The organism is Micromonospora sp. NBC_00389, from assembly GCF_036059255.1.
Lineage (GTDB): Bacteria > Actinomycetota > Actinomycetes > Mycobacteriales > Micromonosporaceae > Micromonospora.
Window position 1 is genome coordinate 1,715,256 of the sequence record NZ_CP107947.1, and the last position, 19,639, is coordinate 1,734,894.

General features: G+C 72.1%; 16 protein-coding genes. 8 read left to right on the plus strand and 8 right to left on the minus strand.

Features of this window, described 5'->3' with window-relative positions:
• Position 1: 1 nt before the first annotated feature.
• From OG470_RS08205 to OG470_RS08220, 4 genes are all read right to left on the minus strand, one after another.
• Positions 2 to 973 carry a serine/threonine protein kinase gene (locus OG470_RS08205; protein WP_328422337.1) on the minus strand — a complete coding sequence of 324 codons (972 nt, stop codon included), beginning with the start codon at positions 971 to 973 and terminating at the stop codon, positions 2 to 4.
• Positions 970 to 1,725, minus strand: coding sequence for an NUDIX hydrolase (locus OG470_RS08210; protein ID WP_328422339.1), 756 nt, complete (start codon positions 1,723 to 1,725; stop codon positions 970 to 972). The genes OG470_RS08205 and OG470_RS08210 overlap by 4 nt, the downstream gene beginning before the upstream one ends.
• 92 nt (positions 1,726 to 1,817) lie before the next feature.
• Entirely contained in the window at positions 1,818 to 2,642 is an 825-nt protein-coding gene (locus tag OG470_RS08215) for a MaoC/PaaZ C-terminal domain-containing protein (RefSeq protein ID WP_328426216.1), read from the minus strand.
• A gap of 152 nt (positions 2,643 to 2,794) precedes the next feature.
• Entirely contained in the window at positions 2,795 to 4,213 is a 1,419-nt protein-coding gene (locus OG470_RS08220) for a 3-oxoacyl-ACP reductase (RefSeq protein ID WP_328422341.1), read from the minus strand.
• Between the two features lie 55 nt (positions 4,214 to 4,268).
• Here OG470_RS08220 and OG470_RS08225 point away from each other — a divergent pair, with 55 nt between their 5' ends.
• From OG470_RS08225 to purB, 3 genes are all read left to right on the plus strand, one after another.
• The gene (locus OG470_RS08225) at positions 4,269 to 5,561 is read left to right on the plus strand and encodes an acetyl-CoA C-acetyltransferase (protein WP_328422343.1); all 1,293 of its coding nucleotides are present in this window, start codon (positions 4,269 to 4,271) and stop codon (positions 5,559 to 5,561) included.
• A gap of 148 nt (positions 5,562 to 5,709) precedes the next feature.
• Positions 5,710 to 7,416: a sugar ABC transporter permease gene (locus OG470_RS08230; protein WP_328422345.1), complete on the plus strand. Its 1,707-nt coding sequence runs from the start codon at positions 5,710 to 5,712 to the stop codon at positions 7,414 to 7,416.
• A gap of 197 nt (positions 7,417 to 7,613) precedes the next feature.
• On the plus strand, positions 7,614 to 9,035 hold the full coding sequence (purB, locus tag OG470_RS08235; RefSeq protein ID WP_328422347.1) for an adenylosuccinate lyase: 1,422 nt from the start codon (positions 7,614 to 7,616) through the stop codon (positions 9,033 to 9,035).
• Between the two features lie 68 nt (positions 9,036 to 9,103).
• On the opposite strand, the gene OG470_RS08240 is transcribed toward purB, so the two are convergent.
• The 3 genes from OG470_RS08240 to OG470_RS08250 form a co-directional block, all read right to left on the minus strand.
• Positions 9,104 to 10,387 (minus strand): IS110 family transposase, encoded by a 1,284-nt coding sequence (locus OG470_RS08240; protein ID WP_328416230.1) that lies wholly within the window; start codon positions 10,385 to 10,387, stop codon positions 9,104 to 9,106.
• 379 nt (positions 10,388 to 10,766) lie between these two features.
• Positions 10,767 to 11,330, minus strand: coding sequence for a YbjQ family protein (locus tag OG470_RS08245; protein ID WP_328426218.1), 564 nt, complete (start codon positions 11,328 to 11,330; stop codon positions 10,767 to 10,769).
• A 24-nt stretch (positions 11,331 to 11,354) separates the two neighbouring features.
• Positions 11,355 to 12,038 carry a S1 family peptidase gene (locus OG470_RS08250; RefSeq protein ID WP_328422349.1) on the minus strand — a complete coding sequence of 228 codons (684 nt, stop codon included), beginning with the start codon at positions 12,036 to 12,038 and terminating at the stop codon, positions 11,355 to 11,357.
• Between the two features lie 354 nt (positions 12,039 to 12,392).
• Between OG470_RS08250 and purS the strand changes: the two genes are divergently transcribed.
• The 4 genes from purS to OG470_RS08270 all read left to right on the plus strand — a co-directional run bounded on the left by purS (position 12,393) and on the right by OG470_RS08270 (position 16,890).
• Complete coding sequence (purS, locus tag OG470_RS08255; RefSeq protein WP_328422351.1) at positions 12,393 to 12,656, plus strand: phosphoribosylformylglycinamidine synthase subunit PurS; 264 nt, start codon at positions 12,393 to 12,395, stop codon at positions 12,654 to 12,656.
• Positions 12,653 to 13,336, plus strand: coding sequence for a phosphoribosylformylglycinamidine synthase subunit PurQ (gene purQ / locus OG470_RS08260; protein ID WP_328422353.1), 684 nt, complete (start codon positions 12,653 to 12,655; stop codon positions 13,334 to 13,336). Before purS ends, purQ begins: the two co-directional genes overlap by 4 nt.
• Positions 13,337 to 13,403: 67 nt before the next feature.
• Positions 13,404 to 16,130, plus strand: a complete 2,727-nt coding sequence (gene purL, locus OG470_RS08265; RefSeq protein ID WP_328422355.1) for a phosphoribosylformylglycinamidine synthase subunit PurL — start codon at positions 13,404 to 13,406, stop codon at positions 16,128 to 16,130.
• 4 nt (positions 16,131 to 16,134) lie between these two features.
• A complete protein-coding gene (locus OG470_RS08270; protein WP_328426220.1) occupies positions 16,135 to 16,890 on the plus strand; it encodes a 2-phosphosulfolactate phosphatase in 756 nt (251 codons plus the stop codon).
• A gap of 93 nt (positions 16,891 to 16,983) precedes the next feature.
• Here the strand turns inward: OG470_RS08270 and OG470_RS08275 are convergent, their stop codons facing one another.
• A complete protein-coding gene (locus tag OG470_RS08275; protein ID WP_328422357.1) occupies positions 16,984 to 19,041 on the minus strand; it encodes a carboxypeptidase-like regulatory domain-containing protein in 2,058 nt (685 codons plus the stop codon).
• 190 nt (positions 19,042 to 19,231) lie between these two features.
• Here OG470_RS08275 and OG470_RS08280 point away from each other — a divergent pair, with 190 nt between their 5' ends.
• Complete coding sequence (locus OG470_RS08280) at positions 19,232 to 19,555, plus strand: sterol carrier family protein (protein WP_328426222.1); 324 nt, start codon at positions 19,232 to 19,234, stop codon at positions 19,553 to 19,555.
• The last annotated feature ends 84 nt before the right edge of the window (positions 19,556 to 19,639 follow it).

Here is a 19,639-nt window from a genome sequence, read left to right on the forward strand (position 1 = left end):
CTTACGGGGTGAGGGTGAAGGGTCGGAAGGTGCGTGGCCCGTAGAGCCGGTCCAGCACCTGGTCGAGTTCGCGCAGCAGGCGCCAGGCGTCGTCGGGCCGGGCGTCCAGGGACCGTTGCCGGCAGCCATGGGCGAAGTTGAGCAGCTCGCGCGGCGCCTGGCGGTTCATCAGCGAGGTCATGCAGCGGCTGGCCATCGCAATGTCGGTGCCCGGCCCGCAGGGCAGCTTCTTGAGGACCTCGGGCGGGTACCAGTCCTCCTGGCCGGGCACCAGCGCCGGGATCGTGCTCCCGACGGGGGCGGAGAAGCACCAGTCGATCAGCACCACGCCGTGGGCGTCCGGCTCGATCAGCACGTGTCGCGGCAGGACCGCACCGTGCACCACGCCCGCCCGGTGGGCCAGGCCGAGCACCACCAGCAGCCGCCGCCACATCCAGGCCACGTCCCGGGCGTCCAACCCGTCGGGGTACGCGCGCCGCACCTCGTCGAGGTCGTGCAGGCCGGGCGCGGTGGCGAGCACGTTGATCCGCCGCTCGGCGCCGGTCGCCACGTCCCGGTGCCGGAAGTCGTCGACCAGCCGGGGCACGTACGGCAGGTAGCGCGGGTCGCCGCGCTCCGCGATGGTGCGCAGGGCGTGCGCCTCGCGGGCCATCAGGTCGTTGTCGGTGGGCCGTCGGGGGAGCTTGAGCAGCCGGTCGTCGCCGACGTCGTAGAGATCGGCCAGGTCGCCCGAGTGGACCGGCGGGCCGAGGCGATAGTCACCGAGGACGGTGACCTGCCGGGCCTGCCACCGCGTGGTGACGTGGATGAACGCCTCGGTGGCCTCGGCGCGTACCGCCGGGTCGGTCGGCAGACGGTCGGGATGCAGGGCCGCGACCAGTTCCCGGTAACGCCGGGCCGGCTGGTCCGCGCCGAACAGGTCGGCGTCGGTGCGGGCCGCCGTGACCAGGCGGATGGCCGCCGCGGTCCTCATCGCACCGTCTCCTCGCGGGCGGGGCGTAGCAGCGCCGGGTGCAGCAGCCGGGCGTCGCCAGCGCGGTAGAGCCGGGCGCGGGGGCCGCCCCGGGCGCCGCCGCGCTCGGTGCTGGCGCCTGTGCTCTCCACGAAGCCCGGCACGGAGAGCACCTTGCGGTGGAAGTTGCCGGCGTGCAGCGGGTGACCCCAGACCGTCTCGTAGACGGCGCGCAGCTCGCTGATCGTGAACTCGGCGGCGAGGAAGCGCGTGGCGAGCGGGGTGTATTCCAGCTTGGACCGGGCTCGCTCCAGCGCGTCGTCGATGATCCGGCCGTGGTCGAAGGCGAGCTGCCGACTGGTCAGCGCGGTCAACGGCAGCCAGATCGCGTCGTCGGCGTCGGTGCCGGCGGCCGGGTCCGGCAGGTCGGGGGCGAACGCGAGGTGCGCGACCGAGACGACGCGCATCCGCGGGTCGCGGTCGGGGGTGCCGTAGCTGCCCAACTGCTCCAGGTGTACGCGGCGCAACCCTTCGCCGCCGAGCCCGGTCTCCTCGGCCAGCTCCCGTCGGGCGCCAGCGGTCAGGTCCTCGTCGGGGCGGACGAAGCCGCCGGGCAGCGCCCAGTGCCCCTCGAAGGGTGGCTGGCCGCGCCGGATCAGCAGCAGGTGCAGTGCGTCGTCGCGAATGGTCAGCGCCACCACGTCAACGGTCACGGCGACCGACGGGTAGGCCCCGGGGTCGTACGCGGCCAGGAAGTCCTGCTCGTCAACCATGTCTCTCTCAATCTGAGAACATCTCGATCTGAGAAGAACTTAGCGCATGAGAGCAACCCTGCCAATCCCGAATCCGGGTCGGCAGGGGTGTCTCAGTGCAAGAGACCCGCCAGGTGCGGCCGGCCGCGCGAGTCGTGCAGGGCGAACCCACCGTCCGGCAGGAGGGCGAAGCTCACCGTGCTCGGCAGCGGTACGGGCAGCTTGAAGGCGACCTCGACGGTGTAGGCGTCCGGCAGCCGGCTCTCCAGCGCGGCCAGGCAGCGCGCCTTGCTCCACATGCCGTGCGCGATCGGCCGCCGGAAGCCGAACAGCCGCGCCCCGAGTCGGGACGTGTGGATCGGATTGTGGTCCCCGGACACCCGCGCATACTGCGTGCCGACGCGGGGTTCCACCCGCCAGTGGGCTGTGGCGGCCGGCGCCTCGGGGCGCCCGCTCCCGTCGCGCCGCTCACCGCCGCCGGGCTTGCGCTCCCGACCGAGGTACGTCGAGACGCCGCGCCAGACCTCCTCCCCGTCGACCGAGCCGACCAGCACCACGTCCACCTGCCGCCCCCGGTCGTGCGGGCGCAGGTTCTCCGCGTACGTCGTGAAGTCGAGGGTCTCGTCGGCGGTGATCGGGCGGCGCACGGTGATCCGGTTACCGACGTGCACCACGCCGGTCAGCGGGATGGGGAACTCTGGCGCGGTCATCAGTCGCAGGGTCAGCGGGAAGCCCATGACGTGCGGAAACGTAGCGGGCAGCCGGTCGGTGAGCCGGAACCCGCAGACCCGGTCGTAGTCGGCCAGGTGCGCCCGGTCGACGGTCACCCCGCGCGCGGCCAACTCGACCGCCGGCAGGCCGGGCCCGCGCCGCCCTCCGCCGAGGCCCGGCAGCGCACCGAGCAACGCCCGCCGGTAGAGCGCCCCGGCCGCCGGCATCCGGGGCAGCTCGACCGGGGTACGGCCGCCCGCGTCCGGCAAGCGTGCCGCGGCCCGGGTCTCCGCCGACAGCCTCTCCGTCGGGCCGTCGATCAGCTCGTGCAGGGACACGTCGTCCGGCCCGTCCGCCGGCTCCCGCCGCGCGCCGCCCATCACGCCCCCAGCAGGCTCTGGCCGCAGACCCGGACCACGTTGCCGCTGACCGCGCCGCTGGCGGGCCAGGCCAGCCAGCCGATCGTCTCGGCCACGTCCACCGGCAGCCCGCCCTGGGCCAGGCTGTTCATCCGCCGGCCCGCCTCGCGGACCACCAGCGGGATACGTGCGGTCAGTCGGGTCTCGATGAAGCCGGGGGCCACCGCGTTGACGCTGATCCCCTGGTCGCGCAGGGCCGGGGCGAGCGAGCCGACCAGCCCGATCACGCCGGCCTTGCTGGTGGCGTAGTTGGTCTGCCCCCGGTTGCCGGCGACCCCGGCGATCGAGGAGACCGCGACGATCCGCCCGCCGGCCGGAATCAGCTCCCGCTCCAGCAGCACGTCGTTGATCCGCTCCTGACTGGAGAGGTTGACGTCGATGACCTGGTCCCACCGGTCGGCGTCCATCCGGCCGAGCGTCTTGTCCCGGGTGATACCGGCGTTGTGCACCACCACGTCGACCCGGCCGTGCCGGCTGGCCAGGTGGTCGGCGAGCCGGGTCGGCGCGTCCGGTGCGGTCAGGTCGAGCTGGACGGCGGTCCCGCCGATGTCGTTCGCCACCGCTGCCAGCGCGTCCCCGGCGGCCGGGATGTCCAGCGCCACCACCTGGGCGCCGTCGCGGGCCAGCACCCGGGCCAGCGCGGCACCGATGCCCCGGGCGGCGCCGGTGACCAGCACGATCTGCCCGTCCAGCGGGCGGTCCCAGTCGGCCGGTGCGCTCGCGTCGCCGGCACCGACCCGAATGACCTGCCCCGAGACGTACGCGGACCGCCCGGAAAGAAGAAATCGGAGGGTCGATTCGAGGCTCGTGAGCGTGCCGGCTGAGAGGTCCGGGCCGTCCGGAAGGCTTGAGTGGTCCGGGCGGGCCTGGGCGGCGGTGCCGGTACGGGTCACGTAGACGAGTTGTGCGGTGCTGCCGCGGCCGAACTCCTTGCCGATGCTGCGGACCAGCCCCTCCAGGGCACGCTGGGCGGTCGCCTCGCGCGGCGTCGGGCACTCCTCCGGCGGGGTCCCCAGCACGATCACCCGACCGCTGGGCAGCACGGCCCGCGCCTGCGGGTGGAAGAAGTCGTAGAGCTGGCGCAGGCCGGTCGAGTCGGTGATCCCGGTGGCGTCGAAGAGCAGTGCGCCGTACCGCTGCGAGGAGTCACTGGCGGGGGCGGCGGCCGGGTCGGCCAGCTCGACCCCGGCGGCGGTCAGGATCTTGGTGGTCGGCTCGGCGAGCCGGCCGCCGGTGGCCGCGCCGAGCAGGGCCGGCCCGGGCAGCAGCGGGTCGCCGGGGTGGTGTCGGCGCAGTCGCGGCGGGTCGGGCAGCCCGAGGCGCTTGACCAGCGCGCGGCCGGCGGCCGATTGGACGAAGCTCGCGTACCTGTCGGTCATGCGCGTAGCCTACTGGCGAGTAGGGTTCGAGCAACACATCTCAAGGAGGCGGATCGTGCAGAGCATCCGACGGGTCGCGGTCATCGGCGGCAACCGCGTCCCCTTCGCCCGTTCCAACTCCCGCTATGCGGACGCGTCCAACTCGGACCTGCTCGGCGCGGCGCTGGACGGTCTGATCGCCCGGTACGGGCTGGCCGGCCAGCGGGTCGGCGAGGTGGTGGCCGGGGCGGTCCTCAAGCACTCCCGTGACTTCAACCTCGCCCGCGAGGTGGTGCTCGGCTCCCGGCTCGACCCGCACACCCCTGCGTACGACATCCAGCAGGCCTGCGGCACGGGCCTGGAGGCGGCGATCCTCGTCGCCAACAAGATCGCCCTCGGGCAACTCGACGTGGGCATCGCCGGCGGCGTCGACAGCACCTCCGACGCACCGCTCGCGGTCAACGAGGAGATGCGGCGCACGCTGCTCAAACTCAACTCCGCCCGGACGCTGGGCGAGCGGCTCAAGATCACCGCGAAGCTGCGCCCGCTCCAGCCGTTCAAGCCGGAGATCCCGCGCAACGCCGAGCCTCGTACCGGCCTGTCGATGGGGGACCACGCCGCCCGCACCGCGCTGCGCTGGCAGATCGACCGGCGGTCCCAGGACGAGCTGGCGCTGCGCTCGCACCAGCGGCTGGCTGCCGCGTACGACCGGGGCTTCTTCGACGACCTGATGACGCCGTACCTGGGGCTGACCCGCGACCAGAACCTGCGCCCCGACACCAGCCTGGAGAAGCTCGGCTCGCTCAAGCCGGTCTTCGGCACCCGGGAACCGGACGCCGAGCAGGCCACCATGACCGCCGGCAACTCCTCGCCGCTGACCGACGGCGCGTCGACCGTGCTGCTGGCCAGCGAGGAGTGGGCGAGTGCGCACAGCCTGCCGGTGCTGGCCTGGTTCAGCTGGTCGGAGACGGCGGCGGTGGACTTCGTGCACGGCGACGAGGGGCTGTTGATGGCCCCCACGTACGCGGTGCCGAGGATGCTGTCCCGGGCCGGGCTGACGTTGCAGGATTTCGACTACTACGAGATCCACGAGGCGTTCGCCTCGCAGGTGCTGGCCACCCTGGCGGCCTGGGAGTCGCCGGAGTTCTGCAAGGAGCGGTTGGGCCTGGACGCGCCGCTCGGTGCGATCGACCGGGAGAAGCTGAACGTCAACGGCTCGTCGTTGGCGGCCGGTCACCCGTTCGCCGCCACCGGCGGCCGGATCGTGGCGACCCTGGCGAAGCTGCTGGCCGAGAAGGGCAGCGGGCGGGGGCTGATCTCGATCTGCGCGGCCGGTGGCCAGGGCGTGACGGCGATCCTGGAACGCTGACGGCTGGGGCGTTCGCAGCCGTCGTACTGCGCAGGGCGGACGCGGGACCATTTCCGGTGACCGCGTTCCGGTGCCCCGGATGCTGGCGAAGGCTGTTGTCCTAGCCTGAGTCGTTCCTCTGTCTACAGTCGACCGAAGGATGGCTCCGGTGTCTGCCACCCCCATGCCCATGTCCGACCCCAAGGCTCCTCTCGCGCCGCCGCCGACGAGCCCGGCCGGTCCCGGGTCGTCCGGGGGCGTCGGGATCGGCCGGAGCGCCCAGGTCGTCGCCGGCCTGCTGCTGCTCGTGCCGGCGGCTGCCGCTCTGCTCTGGTCGTACGTGCTGCCGTCGGTCCGCACGCTGTCGGAGAGCTTCAGCCGCGGCGACGCGCTGGGCGGCCCGGCCGAGGCCGCCGGCGGCGACAACTACGCGCAGGTGTTCGAGCGCGGGTTCCTCGGCGACCTGGGCTACGCGCTGCTCCTCGCCCTCGTGCCGCTGCTGCTCGCACTGCTCGCCGCCCCGCTGCTCGCGCTCGCCGCGGCGCGGGCCGGCCGGGTGCCCCGGCTGCTGGCCCGGGCGCTGCTGACCTTGCCGCTGGCCGCCTACGCCCCGCTCGCTGTGGGGGCGGTGTGGACGATGGACCGGTTCGAGGCCGAGGGGGACGCCTGGGCGCAGGCGCCCACGCTGACCGCCGTACGCACCGTGGCGCTGCTGACGGCCGGGCTGGTGGTCGCGGTCGGTGCCACCGTCTTCCTCGCCGCGCTGCGCCGCAGCCCCGGCGGCGGCCGTTCCGGCCCGGCTGCCCTGGCCGTCGGCGGCGTCCTCGGGCTGACCGTCGTCGCGGTGGCCGTGCAGTCCTGGTCCCTCCAGTCGCCCGTTCTCTTGGGGCAGGGCGACCAGATCGGCCCGGTGGTGCGGATCGTCCGCGAGAGCCTGGTCCACTTCCAGTTCGGCGTCGGCGCCGCCGGCAGCGTGCTGCTGCTGGCGCTGCTGGCGGTGCTCGGCATCCTCGCCGTCGTCCTGCTCCTGGCCACCCGGACGAGGATCGCCTTCACCGGGTGGCGCGACCGCCCGGCCGACGACCCGGCCGTCCGCGCGGTCGGCACCCACAAGCCGGTTGCGCTCGGGCTGCTGGCGGTGGGACTGCTCGCGTTCCTCGGGGTGCTCGGCTATGTGCTGACGCCATGGCTGCGGGCGCTCACCTCGGACGCCGGAGAGTTGCCCGCCAGCCTCTCCGCCAGCGAAATTCAGGCCAACACCTGGCTTCCGCCACTGATCTCCACGGTGGTCGGGGTGGGCCTCGCCGCCCTGGCCGGCTTCGCCATCGGTGGCCTGCGCCCGCTTGGCCGCGCCAGCGAGCTGCTCCTGCTGCCGTTCGCGCCCTGGCTCTTCGTCGGCGACGGCCCGCTGGCCATCGCCAACTTCCTGCGGGCCCGTGAGGCCGACCAGCTCAACACCTTCGTCGGGTCGATCCCGCCGGGCTGGCTCTGCATCCCCGCGCTGGTGGCGTTCACCCTCTTCTTCCGGGGCCAGCGGGAACGCTGGGCGGGCGGCGGCCGGTTCGGCGCGACCATGCTGCTGCCCGCCCTCCCCCTGCTGGCGGGCGTCGGGCTGCTCGACTGGCTGGTCGGCGCGCAGAGCTGGCTCTGGCCGCAACTGGTGGTCCAGGACCCCGAAAATGCGCCGGCGACCAACCTGCTCGTCATGCGGATCGCCCAGTCCTTCGGCGCCGAGGACGCGGCGCAGGGGATGGTGGCCCAGGTGCTGCCGCTGCCGATGCTGGCGCTGTTCCTCGTCGCGTTCGTGGCGTTGCAGGTGGGCTACCTGGACCGGCTCGTCGTCCGGGCGGGGTCGACGGAGGAGCGGCGCGACTGACCGCGTGACCGCCGCACAGCAGCAGGCCGCCGCGTTCGATCCGGCGGTCGCCCTGGCCGGGCGGTAGGACGTCGGCGGGAGGTCGCCGGCTGGTGGCGTGCGCGCCGCCGGCCGGCGACCCCCCCGGCTGTCGCCGCTGGTGAGCAGCCGGACGTCCACAACGGGACCGCGTCCGCGGGCATGAAAGACTGAGGTACGTGACGATCCCGAACGTGCTCGCCAACCGGTACGCCTCGCCCGAGTTGGTTGCCCTCTGGTCACCCGAGGAGAAGGTCCGGATGGAGCGGCGGCTCTGGCTCGCCGTGCTCCGCGCACAGCGCGACCTCGGCGTGCCCGTGCCAGACGGCGTGGTCGAGGCGTACGAGCGGGTGCTCGACCAGGTCGACCTAGCCTCGATCGCGGAGCGGGAGCGGGTCACCCGGCACGACGTGAAGGCCCGGATCGAGGAGTTCAGCGCGCTCGCCGGGCACGAGCACGTGCACAAGGGGATGACCTCCCGGGATCTCACCGAGAACGTCGAGCAGCTCCAGGTGCGCGCGTCGCTGGAGTTGATTCGGGACCGGGTGGTCGCCACCCTGGCCCGCCTGGCCTGGCTCGCCCACGAGCACTCCGAGTTGGTGATGACCGGCCGTTCGCACAACGTGGCCGCGCAGGCCACCACGCTCGGCAAGCGCTTCGCGTCGGCGGCGGAGGAGCTGCTGATCGCGTACGAGCGGCTGGAAGACCTGATCAACTGGTATCCGCTGCGCGGGATCAAGGGGCCGGTCGGCACCGCCGCCGACCAGCTCGACCTCTTCGACGGCGACGCCGACAAGGTGGCCGAGCTGGAGCGCCGGGTGGCCGAGCACCTGGGTTTCACCCGGGTGCTGGACAGCGTCGGGCAGGTTTACCCCCGCTCGATCGACATGGCCGTGCTCGCCGCGCTCTCCCAGGTCGCGGCGGCACCGAGCAGCCTGGCCACCACGATCCGGCTGATGGTCGGCCAGGAGTTGGTCACCGAGGGCTTCAAGCCGGGCCAGGTCGGCTCCAGCGCCATGCCGCACAAGATGAACACCCGCTCGTCGGAGCGGGTGAACGGCTTCGCGGTGATCATCCGGGGATACCTGTCGATGGTCGGCGAGCTGGCCGGTGACCAGTGGAACGAGGGGGACGTCTCCTGCTCGGTGGTTCGCCGGGTGGCCCTGCCGGACGCGTTCTTCGCCGCCGACGGGCTGTTCCAGACCTTCCTCACCGTGCTCGACGAGTTCGGCGCGTACCCGGCGGTGATCAACCGGGAGTTGGAGCGGTTCCTGCCCTTCCTGGCCACCACGAAGATCCTGGTGGCGGCGGTCCGGCGCGGCGTCGGCCGGGAGGTCGCGCACGAGGTGATCAAGGAGCACGCGGTCGCCGTGGCGCTGGCCATGCGCGAGAAGGGCGCCCCAGAGAACGATCTCTTCGACCGGCTGGCCGCAGACGGCCGGCTCGGTCTGTCCCGCGCCGACATCGACACCCTGGTCGCCGACCGCACCGCCTTCGTCGGCGCCGCCTCCGCCCAGGTGGCAGCGGTCACCCGCCGCATCACGGCCGTCGTGACAGCCCACCCCGAAGCCGCCACCTACTCCCCACCCCCCATCCTCTAATCCGAAAACTGAGGGTGGGTGGGCGCGCGGCAGCGTCCGGCGGAGCCGGACTCGGTGTGGTGGTGCGGTCAGGCTGCGGTGGGTAGGTGGGTGCGTTCGGCGGTGACGGTGTAGCCGAGGGCTTCGAGTTGTCGGATGTGGTTGCGGGCGCGTCGTTCGGGGTTGACGCGGGTGTCGTAGAAGTCGGCGCCGAGGTCGTGGAATGTGGCCTCGGGGTCGTGGAGAAGGTGCCAGATGATGATGAGGGTGGATCGGCCGACTGCGACGATGGCGCGTTTGGCGCCGCGTCGGCGGGCGATGCGGCGATAGCGCTCGCCGAGGAAGGTGGGGGTGCGGGCGGCGCTGACGGCGATCTGGCCGAGGACGCGGGCCAGGTAGGGGTTGCCGTGGCTGGTGGAGCCGCTGCCTTTCTTGCGGCCTGCGGATTCTTTCACGGTGGGTGAGAACCGGGCCCATGAGGTCAGGTGGGCCGGGGTTGGGAAACGGCTCATGTCCACGCCGATTTCCGCGATGATCGCCCGCGCGGCCACCGGTCCCACGCCGGGGATGTGCTCAAGCCGGCTGGCCGCCTGCGCGAAAGGGGCGATGCAGACCTCGATCTGCGTGTCGACGTCGGCGATGTCGGCCTCGATCGCGTCGACGCGGGTGAGCATCTTGCTCAGCAGGAACGCGTGATGGTCGGTGAACCGACCGACGAACGCCTCTTCCAACATGCTGATCTTGCGGCGGAGGCTGGACCGGGCCAGTTGCGCGAGCTGGCGCGGGTCGCGTTCACCGGCGATCAACGCCGCCATCATGGCCCGCCCGGAAGTGCCGAAGATGTCGGAGGCGACCACGGACAGCTTGATCTGCGCGTCTTCGAGGAGCTTCTCGGCCCGGTTCTTCTCCGCTGTCTGCGCGGCGACGAGATCGACTCGATAGCGGGTCAGGTCGCGCAGCATCCGAATCTGCGGCGGCGGCACGAAACTCGGCCGCAGCATCTGCCGCTCGGCGACCTTACACAGCCACACCGCGTCCAACCGATCGGTCTTGGGTCGTCCCGGCAGGTGTTTGACATCGCGGGCGTTGACCAGCCACGTCTCGAACCCGGCTGCTTCCAGCAGATAGAACGCCGGCTTCCAGTAGTCGCTGGTCGCCTCCATCACCACCCGGGTCACACCCAAGCTGCGCAGCCGCTCGGCCATCCGCCCCAGCGACCGGGTCATCGTCGAGAAGGTCTCGACCTCCTGCACCCGCCGACCCGGTCTGTCCGGGTGGGGCAGCCGCACACAACACACGAGCGAGGACTTACCGATATCCAGCGCGGCGATCCGCTCGATGATCTCCTCGCGCTCCTGAGTCTCCTCCAACACGTGACCCTCCCTGCCCGCGCCGAACCCGCCAACGGCGTCGCCCGCGGTGACCACAGAGGGACAGCGAATCTAATCCTCGTGCTCGAAGCAACAGTGAAGGGCCCATCAGCGTGGCCACCAGCATCCGACTAACCCACGGCCTGAACCGAACCAAGGAGGCGACGACGTCAGCGGGCGACCCCACCACGGCACCACCAACCACCGGCACAGCGCAACAGGCGAGAACAGTTTTCAGCCCGGAACGGGCCACCCAACAGGGAGACGGAGACTAACCCCGCGACCGCCCCACTGGTTGATCATGAAGTTGTTGCCCCGACACGCCGAGGCGGAGGGCAATAACTTCATGATCACCGGGTCGGGGTGGGGTGGGTTGGGGTGGTTAGTCGCCGGTGGGGGTTTCTGCTGCGCTGCGGAGGTTGGGGGCGCTGGCTGGTTCGGCGATGCCGCCCGGTGCCTCCACGACCGTTGGCTGCTGCGCGGTCTCCGCCGCGATCGCGGGCTGGTCGGCGGGCATGATGTCCGGCATGACGGGTACGACGATCACCGCCGTGCCGTAGGCGCAGATCTCCATCCACATCTCGCCGCAGTCCCGGCTGTCGAACCGCATGCCGATCACCGCGTTCGCACCCAGCCGCAGGGCCTCCTCGCCGAGCCGGGCCACCGAGTCGGTGCGCCACCGGGTCAGGTTGTCCGGCGCCATCGGGTCGTACGCGCCACCGCGCAGGTTCTTGACCCCCTCGCGGTACGGGTTGCGCGTCCTGGCCATCGATGACACCACCTCACCGAGAATCTGGCGGATCTCGTAGCCGGGCAGTTGCTCCGTCGTGACGACCAGCACGTTTCCGATGCTGTCAGGAGCAGCGCGACCCGATCGTGTGCATTGTTCACCTGATCGGATGCTGCAAAACGACGCGGCGCGGACGGCCGGAACGACGCCGACCATCCGCACCGCGCCGGGCGCTAACCGTCAGACACCAGCCACCGAGGTGATCCAGGCCCGGTTGTACGCAACGCTGCCGTAGTTCTGGATGGTCGTCCCGTTGGCCGTGGAGGCGACGCCGACCTGCTGGCCGTTGTAGAACTGCGGGCCACCGGAGTCGCCGCGCCAGGCGTTGCCGTTGATCCTGGTGCTGCGGATGGCCTGCCCGCCGTACGCGTCGGTGGCGCTGTTGCTGGTCACCCGGACGGTGGCGGTCTTCAGTTGGGTGGACGCGGAGCAGCCGCTGTAGCAGGTCATGCCCCAGCCGTAGATCGAGTTCGTCGAGTTGATCGGCGGGTTGCTGTTGGCCAGCGTCACCGTCGAGGTGCTGACGGCACTGGAGAGCCGCATGAGGGCGAGGTCGCTACGGGTGTAGGTGGCGCTGATCGTGCGGGTGACCCCGCCGGAGGTGCGGTTCACGCTGCCGATCCGGACGGACATGGTGCCGCTGATGCAGTGTCGGGCGGTGAGCACCCACTGGGAGGCGATCACGCTGCCGGAGCAGGTGAACGAGCCGTTGCTGAGCACCGCGGCGGCCCAGGGTGCGGACGAGACGGTGCCGCCGCCGATGATGGGTTGCGGGCCGGCGGGGGCGGCGACGGCGCCGGAGGAGGCGCCGAGGACGCCGATCAGCGCGGTGCCGAGCAGGGCGAGCAGAGGGCGGATGCGCATCGGGGGACTCCTTGGACGGGGCGGGCCCGGGGTCGCCGGGCGCGGGAGGACGACAGCGGGGATCCCCGCTGCCGCTGACATCGAATCGTGTCGATGTAGATTAGGGCGCGCGGTGGCCGTTTTCAAGGATCTGATCGAGATTGATCAATGTAACGATTTGGCTACCCGCAGTGCCGTATATCGCCTGGTGAGGCCGCGTGTCACGCGTACTGGCCCGTTCCGGCCGCCGGTTATGTTGATCACTGCCTGAACTGCGGCCGGCCGGTGCGTCTGCGGCGGAATCTGCCAGGTAGGCTGGCTGCGCTCGCCCGTTGTGGGTCGGCACCCAACTGCGTACACAGTCAGGAGTGCCCAGTGCCTCGCGTCGTCGTCGACGTCATGCTCAAGCCCGAGATCCTCGATCCGCAGGGCCAGGCCGTCGCAAACGCGCTGCCCCGGCTCGGCGTCAGCGACGTCGCCTCGGTTCGGATCGGCAGGCGGATCGAGATCGAGTTCACCGGTGAACCGGACCTGGACCGGGCCCGGGAGATCGCCGACAAGCTGCTCGCCAACCCGGTCATCGAGGACTTCACCGTCCGCCTGGTCGAGACCGACGAGACCGCGGACGCCCGCTCGTGACCGCCCGGGTCGGTGTGGTCACCTTCCCCGGCTCGCTCGACGACGGGGACGCGGCCCGAGCCGTCCGGATCGCCGGTGCCGAGCCGGTTCGGCTCTGGCACGGTGACCCGGGGCTGTACGGGGTCGACGCGGTCGTGCTGCCCGGCGGCTTCTCCTACGGTGACTACCTGCGCTGCGGCGCCATCGCCCGGTTCGCTCCGGTGATGGAGACGATCGTGGACGCCGCCCAGGGTGGCCTGCCGGTGCTCGGCATCTGCAACGGCTTCCAGATCCTCTGCGAGGCGCACCTGCTGCCCGGCGCGCTCACCCGCAACCAGCACCTGCACTTCCGCAACCGGGACCAGATCCTGCGCGTCGAGTCGGCCGGCACCGCGTGGACCAACGCGTTCCAGCCCGGCCAGGAGGTGCTCATCCCGGTCAAGAACGGCGAGGGCTGCTACGTCGCCGACACGGCGACGCTGGACCAGCTCGAAGCCGAGGGCCGAGTGGTCGCCCGCTACGTCGGCGGCAACCCGAACGGGTCGCAGCGCGACATCGCAGCGATCACCAACCCTGCCGGCAACGTGGTCGGCATCATGCCGCACCCCGAGCACGCGGTGGAGTCGCTCACCGGCCCCTCGCTGGACGGCCTCGGCTTCTTCACCTCGGTCCTCAAGCACCTGGTGGGGGCGCCGGCGTGACCGGCGACACGATCATCGGTCAGCTCAACCGCCGGTCGGGCGGGCACGAGCGCAGCGAGGAGAGGTCATGACCACCCATCCGGACCCGGTACGGGACACTCCGGAGGCGTACTCCGCCCCGGCGCAGCCGACCGAGCCGCGCCCGGCGCAGCCCGCCGCCCCGGCGACCGCCCCCGTCCAGCCGGTCACCGCCGACTGGACCGACGGCGTGGACACCGTGCCGCGCGCCGGTGGCACCCCGGGCGAGCTGCAGCCGTACACCGAGCTGGGCCTTCGCGACGACGAGTACGACCGGATCCGGCAGATCCTCGGCCGCCGGCCCACCCAGTCCGAGCTGGCGATGTACTCGATCATGTGGAGCGAGCACTGCTCCTACAAGTCGAGCAAGGTGCACCTGCGTCAGTTCGGTGAGAAGACCCCGCACAGCGACCGGCTGCTCGCCGGCATCGGTGAGAACGCCGGCGTGGTGCAGGTCTCCGACGAGCTGGCCGTGACCTTCAAGGTCGAGTCGCACAACCACCCGAGCTTCGTCGAGCCGTACCAGGGCGCGGCGACCGGCGTCGGCGGCATCGTCCGGGACATCCTCGCCATGGGCGCCCGCCCGATCGCGGTGATGGACCCGCTGCGCTTCGGTGCCGCGGACCACCCCGACACCGCCCGGGTGTTGACCGGCGTGGTCGCCGGCGTCGGCGGCTACGGCAACTGCCTCGGCCTGCCCAACATCGGCGGCGAGCTGGTCTTCGACCCCTCCTACCAGGGCAACCCGCTGCTCAACGCGCTCTGCCTGGGCGTGCTGCCGGTCAACCGGCTGCAGAACAAGGCCGCCGCCGGCCCCGGCAACGTGGTCGTCCTGATGGGCGCCAAGACCGGCCGGGACGGCATCGGCGGCGTTTCGGTGCTGGCCAGCGCCACCTTCGACGAGGGCAGCGAGCAGCGCCGCCCAGCCGTGCAGGTCGGTGACCCGTTCACCGAGAAGCTGCTCATCGAGGCGTGCCTGGAGCTGTACGACGGCCAACTGGTGGTCGGCATCCAGGACCTCGGCGGCGCCGGTCTGACCTGCGCGCTCACCGAGACGGCCGCCGCGGCCGGCACCGGCATGCGGGTCTGGCTGGAGCGCGTGCCGCTGCGCGAGCCGTCGATGGACCCGCACGAGATCCTGGCCAGCGAGTCCCAGGAGCGGATGCTGCTGGTCGTCGAGCCGGACAAGCTCGACGCGGTGCTCAAGACCGCCGAGAAGTGGGGCGTGCTGGCCACCGCGATCGGCGAGGTCACCGCGCCGGAGCCGGACGGCCGTCCGGGCCGACTGCTGATCACCTGGCAGGACCACCTGGTGGTCGACGTACCGCCGGGCTCGCTGGTCGACGACGGCCCGGTCTACGCCCGGCCGATGCGCGAGCCGGCCGACCTGATCCTGCTCCAGGCCGACCGCGCCGAGACGCTGCCCCGCCCGGCCGACCCGGAGGCGCTGCGGGAGACCGTGCTGCGCATGATCGCGTCGCCGAACCTGGCCGACAAGACCTGGGTCACCGAGCAGTACGACCGCTACGTGCTGGGCAACACCGTGCTCGCCCAGCCGGAGGACGGCGGCGTGATCCGGATCGACGAGCGGACCGGGCTCGGCGTGGCGCTGTCCGTGGACGGCAACGGCCGGTACACCCGGCTCGACCCGTACAACGGCACCAAGCTCGCGCTGGCTGAGGCGTACCGGAACGTGGCGGTGACCGGCGCGAAGCCGATCGCCGTCACCAACTGCCTCAACTTCGGCTCCCCGGAGGACCCGGGCGTGATGTGGCAGTTCGCCGAGGCCGTGCGCGGCCTGGCGGACGGCTGCCTGGAGCTGGGCATCCCGGTCACCGGCGGCAACGTCAGCTTCTACAACCAGACCGGCGCGGCGGCCATCCACCCGACCCCGGTGGTCGGCGTGCTGGGTGTGCTGGACAACGTCGCCGACCGGGTGCCGATGGGCTTCGTCCCGCGCGCCGGTGGCGACCACGACCAGCTCTACCTGCTCGGCGAGACGAACGTGGAGCTCTCCGGCTCGGAGTGGGCCTGGGTGACGCACGAGCACCTCGGCGGCATCCCGCCGCAGGTCGACCTTGCCCGGGAGAAGGCGCTCGCCGACCTGTTGGCCGAGGCGGCCCGGGTCGGTCACCTGACCTCCGCGCACGACCTCTCCGACGGTGGCCTCGCCCAGAGCCTGGTCGAGTCCTGCCTGCGTCGCGGCGTCGGCGCCCGGATCGCCGTGCCGGAGCACTTCGCCGGCGGCTCGATGCCGTTCGTCTACCTGTTCAGCGAATCCGCCGCGCGGGCGCTGGTGTCGGTGCCGCGCGGTCACGACAAGGCGTTCGCGGCGCTCTGCGCCGAGCGGGGGGTGCCGTTCGAGCTGATCGGCGTCACCGACCCGGCCGGCGGCGCGCTGGAGGTGCACGGCCAGTTCCGGATCGGCCTGGACGAGCTGCGGGCCGCGCACACCGAGACGCTGCCCCGCCTCTTCGGCGGCGCGGCGGCCGTCGAGGTGCCCGCTCCGGCGGCTGGTGTGGCGGGCGCGGTCGAGGCCGTGCCGCTGCCGGTCGCATCGGACGCGGAGGTCGCACCGGTGGACCCGGCGGCGGTTGCCAGCGAGCCGATCGCTTCGGCCGGGCCGGCCCCGCAGACCGGGGCCGCCGAGCCGATCGCCGAGGCGCCGGTCGAGTCCGCCGAGCCGGAGCAGCCGACCACCGCCGAGCCCGCCGGGCCCGGCGGGTCGTCCGAGTCTGACTCCGGTGTCGCCGAACCGTCGCCTGACGAGCGCTGAGGCGTTGGCCGCGGCCGTCTACGGCCAACCCGGCTCCGGTGCCCGGTTCGACTGGGGGCTGACCGGGGCGGCCGAGCTCGGTCGGGTCTGCGCGGCGTTGGTGGTGGTGGACGTGCTCTCGTTCACCACCTCGGTGGAGGTGGCGGTCGGCCGCGGCATGCGGGTGCACCCGTTCCCCTGGGGTGAGCAGGCCGCCGATTACGCGCTGCGGGTCGGCGCGGTGGCCGCGGTGGGCCGTCGGCGGACGACAGCGGACCATCCGTGGTCGCTCTCGCCCGCCGCGCTGAGCACCGCGCCGGTTGTGGCGGACCTGGTGCTGCCCTCCCCGAACGGCTCGGCGATCAGCGCCGCCGCGAGCGCCACCGGGCTACCGGTGGTCGCGGCGTGCCTGCGCAACGCCCGCGCCGTCGGGCGTTGGCTGCGCCACCAGGGGTACGGCGCGGCGGACGCCCCGATCGGTGTGATCGCCTCCGGGGAACGCTGGCCGGACGGGTCGCTGCGCCCGTCGGTGGAGGACCAGCTCGGCGCGGCCAGCGTGCTGGACGCTCTTTCCGGCGTCCCCGGCGGGTTGTCGGTGGAGGCGGCCATGGCGCTCGCCGCGCTGGCCAGCACCCCAGACGTGCCCGCCGCGGTGCGCGGCAGCGTCTCCGGGCGCGAGCTGACTGAGAGTGGTTTCGCCGAGGACGTGGAGATCGCCGTCCGGGTCGGCGTGTCGGACGTCGTCCCGGTGCTCCGCCACGGCGTGTTCTCCGCCGCCTGACCCCGCGTCGATTTCACTGACCACGAGTGGATCCAGCAATAGCGAAACGGCTACCCGGAGATCCGGGTAGCCGTTTCCTTGCGTTGTGGTCGGTCAGTCATCCAGCCAGTCGAGGCGTCGGCCGCCCCGCTCGGTCGGCGGCGGGGTGTCCGGCCGGGTCCGGCCGGTCTGCTGGCCGTAGCCGCCGCTCTGGTCGTAGCCGCCCCGGTCGTCGTAGCCGCCGCGTTGCTGCGGGGGCTCCTGGCCGTAGCTGCCGCCCTGGTCGTACCCGCCGGCCTGCTGGCCGTAGCCGCCGCTCTGGTCGTAGCCGCCCCGGTCGTCGTAGCCGCCGCGTTGCTGCGGGGGCTCCTGGCCGTAGCCGCCGCCCTGGTCGTAGCCACCGCCCTGGTCGTAGCCACCGGCCTGCTGCCCGTAGCCGCCCTGGTCGTACCCGCCGGCCTGCTGGCCGTATCCGCCGGTCGGTTCGGCCGTCCGACCGCTGTACGGGGTCGTCGGGTCAGGCTGGCCGTAGCCCTGGCCCTGCTCCGGCTGGTAGACGCCGGTGGCGTACGGGTCGGCCGGGGCCGGGTACTGGGTGCTGTCGCCGGTGTACCGGCCGGTGGGCTCGTCGAAGCGCTCGCCATAGGCCGCGCCGCCAGCGGCGCCAGCGGGGGCCGTGTAGTCGCGGCTGCCGTAGCCGCCGCCGGAGGCCGGTGCGCCGCCGTAGCCGCCACCGGAGGCCGGTGCACCGCCATAGCCGCCACCGGAGGCCGGTGCGCCACCGTAGCCCGCGCCGGAACCGGGTGCGGCGCCGTAGGCGTCTCCGGCCGCGCCGGCACCGTAGCCACCCTCGGGGTTCGCCGCCGTGCCGTAGCCGCCGCCCGAGGCGGGAGCGTTGCCGTAGCCGCCGTACCCAGCGGGCGCTGGCTCCTCGCCGTAGCCGGCGCCGCCCCAGCCCTGCTGGCCAGCCGCGCCGTACGGCTGCGCGGGCGCGCCGTACGGGTCCGGCGGAACGTCGTCGACCACGGGGCGGTGCATCATCGTCGGCGCCTCGCTCAGCGCCGCGCCACCGACCATCGTCGGATCCGGTCCGCCTCCGGGCCGGCCGACCACCCGGGTCTGGTCGTCGGCGCCACGGAAGCCGCCGCGCGCCGCCGGGACCGCGCCGGCACCCGCCGGGGCGTCCTCGTCGTCGCCGTTCTCCTTGCGCTTCATCCAGAGCAGCACGATCGTGCCGACGCCCGCAGCCACCAGCAGGCCGCCGAGCAGGATGATCAGGTACGAGCCGAAGCCGCCACCGTCGTCCTCGTTGGCGGCGTTCGCCGCCGCGCCCGGGCTGGCCTCCTCGGAGGCCTGATCCTCGGCGCCCTCCTCGGTCGCCTCCTCGGTGGGGGTCGCCTCGGCGGAGGCCGACGGAGTGGGGCTCGGCGTCACCTCCACCTTGATCGCGAGGCTGATCCGCTGCCCGGTGATCGACTGGTTGGCGCTCGCGTTGAGCGTCTTGGTCGCCAACACGTTGTCGAAGCTCGCGCCCAGGTCGATCCGGCCCGGCGCGATCGGCTTCTCGGTGGTGCCGGTGAAGCGGAAGTTGCCGCTGCCGTCGCTGGTGGTGTCGTAGCGCCGGCCGGTGCTGTCCTGCAGCATGACGACCGCGTTCGGCACGGCCTTGCCGTCGGCCTGCACGACCACCTTGCCGGAGACCGACCGAACAGTCTGCGTCTGCTGCTGCTGCGGTCCGCGAACAGTGATGTCGCGTTCAGCGCTGTCAGAGTCGCCGCCAACGCTTGCACTGATCTGAACCTTGCCGGATTTGGTGTCGCCCGGAGCTACGTTGCCCGCAACCAGGTTAACGGTGTAGGTGCCGGACTCGCCGCGGTTGATCTCTTCCGTGAAGTCGCAGCGACCGTCGCAGCTGAGTTCGCCGAAGCTGGTGCTGACCTTGATGGTTACGGAGTCGGAGTTCAACGGTGGCAGCTTGACGTTGTTGTTCGTCACTCTGAACGAGAGGGTCGCCCGCTGCCCGGAGGTCAGGGTGCCCGACGATAGGCCGGTGATCTGTACACCGGGATCGGCGGCCAGGGCCGGTGTCGCGGGGACGGCGAGCAGAGCGCCAGCAACCAGCGCTACGACCACACCGGCCCGCTGCTTCCAGGCACGTCGGTGTGTTGACACGTCCACCGCCTTCCGGACTGACTTCCCTCAACCGGCGGGGCGCCGGGCCGGGGATTATCACGGTACGAATACGCCGTCGGCAACTATGCCTTGTCTTACTGGATCGGCGCGACCCAGGGCCAGCGTCGGGTGCTCTGCCTGCGGGTCGTATCGTCCCGTCGTGTCCTCTCCGTACAGTAAGTCCACCGCCATTGCGGCGGCATTGTCGGCGCTCGACGAGGGGCGTACGCCCGAACGGCCGGTGCTCCGGGAGGCGGTCCGGTCCTTGTTGGCCGTCCTCGCGGAGCGCGCCCCCGGCCGATCGGTGGAGGTACGCGTCCCACCATACGGTGCTGTCCAGTGCGTTCCGGGTCCTCGACACACCAGGGGAAACCCGCCAAACGTGGTCGAGATGGCCCCGGACACCTGGCTGAAGCTGGCCACCGGACGAATCGGTTGGACCGAGGCGGTTACCGACGGTCGAGTCCAGGTGAGCGGCGTCCGTGCGGACCTCTCCGCATATCTGCCCCTCTAGTTGCCCCAATGTCCGGGTGATCGTCACGCTCAGCAGGGAAATCGTGACTATCTGTATTGATGGCGATTCGCGTACACTGTCAGG

What these genes read in the sequence shown, in the direction of transcription:
- OG470_RS08250 (WP_328422349.1), bottom strand. Translation starts at nt 12,038, where the DNA reads ATGCGCATCCGCCCTCTGCTCGCCCTGCTCGGCACCGCGCTGATCGGC.
- purL (WP_328422355.1), top strand. Translation starts at nt 13,404, where the DNA reads ATGACCACCCATCCGGACCCGGTACGGGACACTCCGGAGGCGTACTCC.
- OG470_RS08245 (WP_328426218.1), bottom strand. Translation starts at nt 11,330, where the DNA reads ATGGTCGGCGTCGTTCCGGCCGTCCGCGCCGCGTCGTTTTGCAGCATC.
- OG470_RS08205 (WP_328422337.1), bottom strand. Translation starts at nt 973, where the DNA reads ATGAGGACCGCGGCGGCCATCCGCCTGGTCACGGCGGCCCGCACCGAC.
- OG470_RS08220 (WP_328422341.1), bottom strand. Translation starts at nt 4,213, where the DNA reads ATGACCGACAGGTACGCGAGCTTCGTCCAATCGGCCGCCGGCCGCGCG.
- OG470_RS08210 (WP_328422339.1), bottom strand. Translation starts at nt 1,725, where the DNA reads ATGGTTGACGAGCAGGACTTCCTGGCCGCGTACGACCCCGGGGCCTAC.
- OG470_RS08215 (WP_328426216.1), bottom strand. Translation starts at nt 2,642, where the DNA reads ATGCCGGCGGCCGGGGCGCTCTACCGGCGGGCGTTGCTCGGTGCGCTG.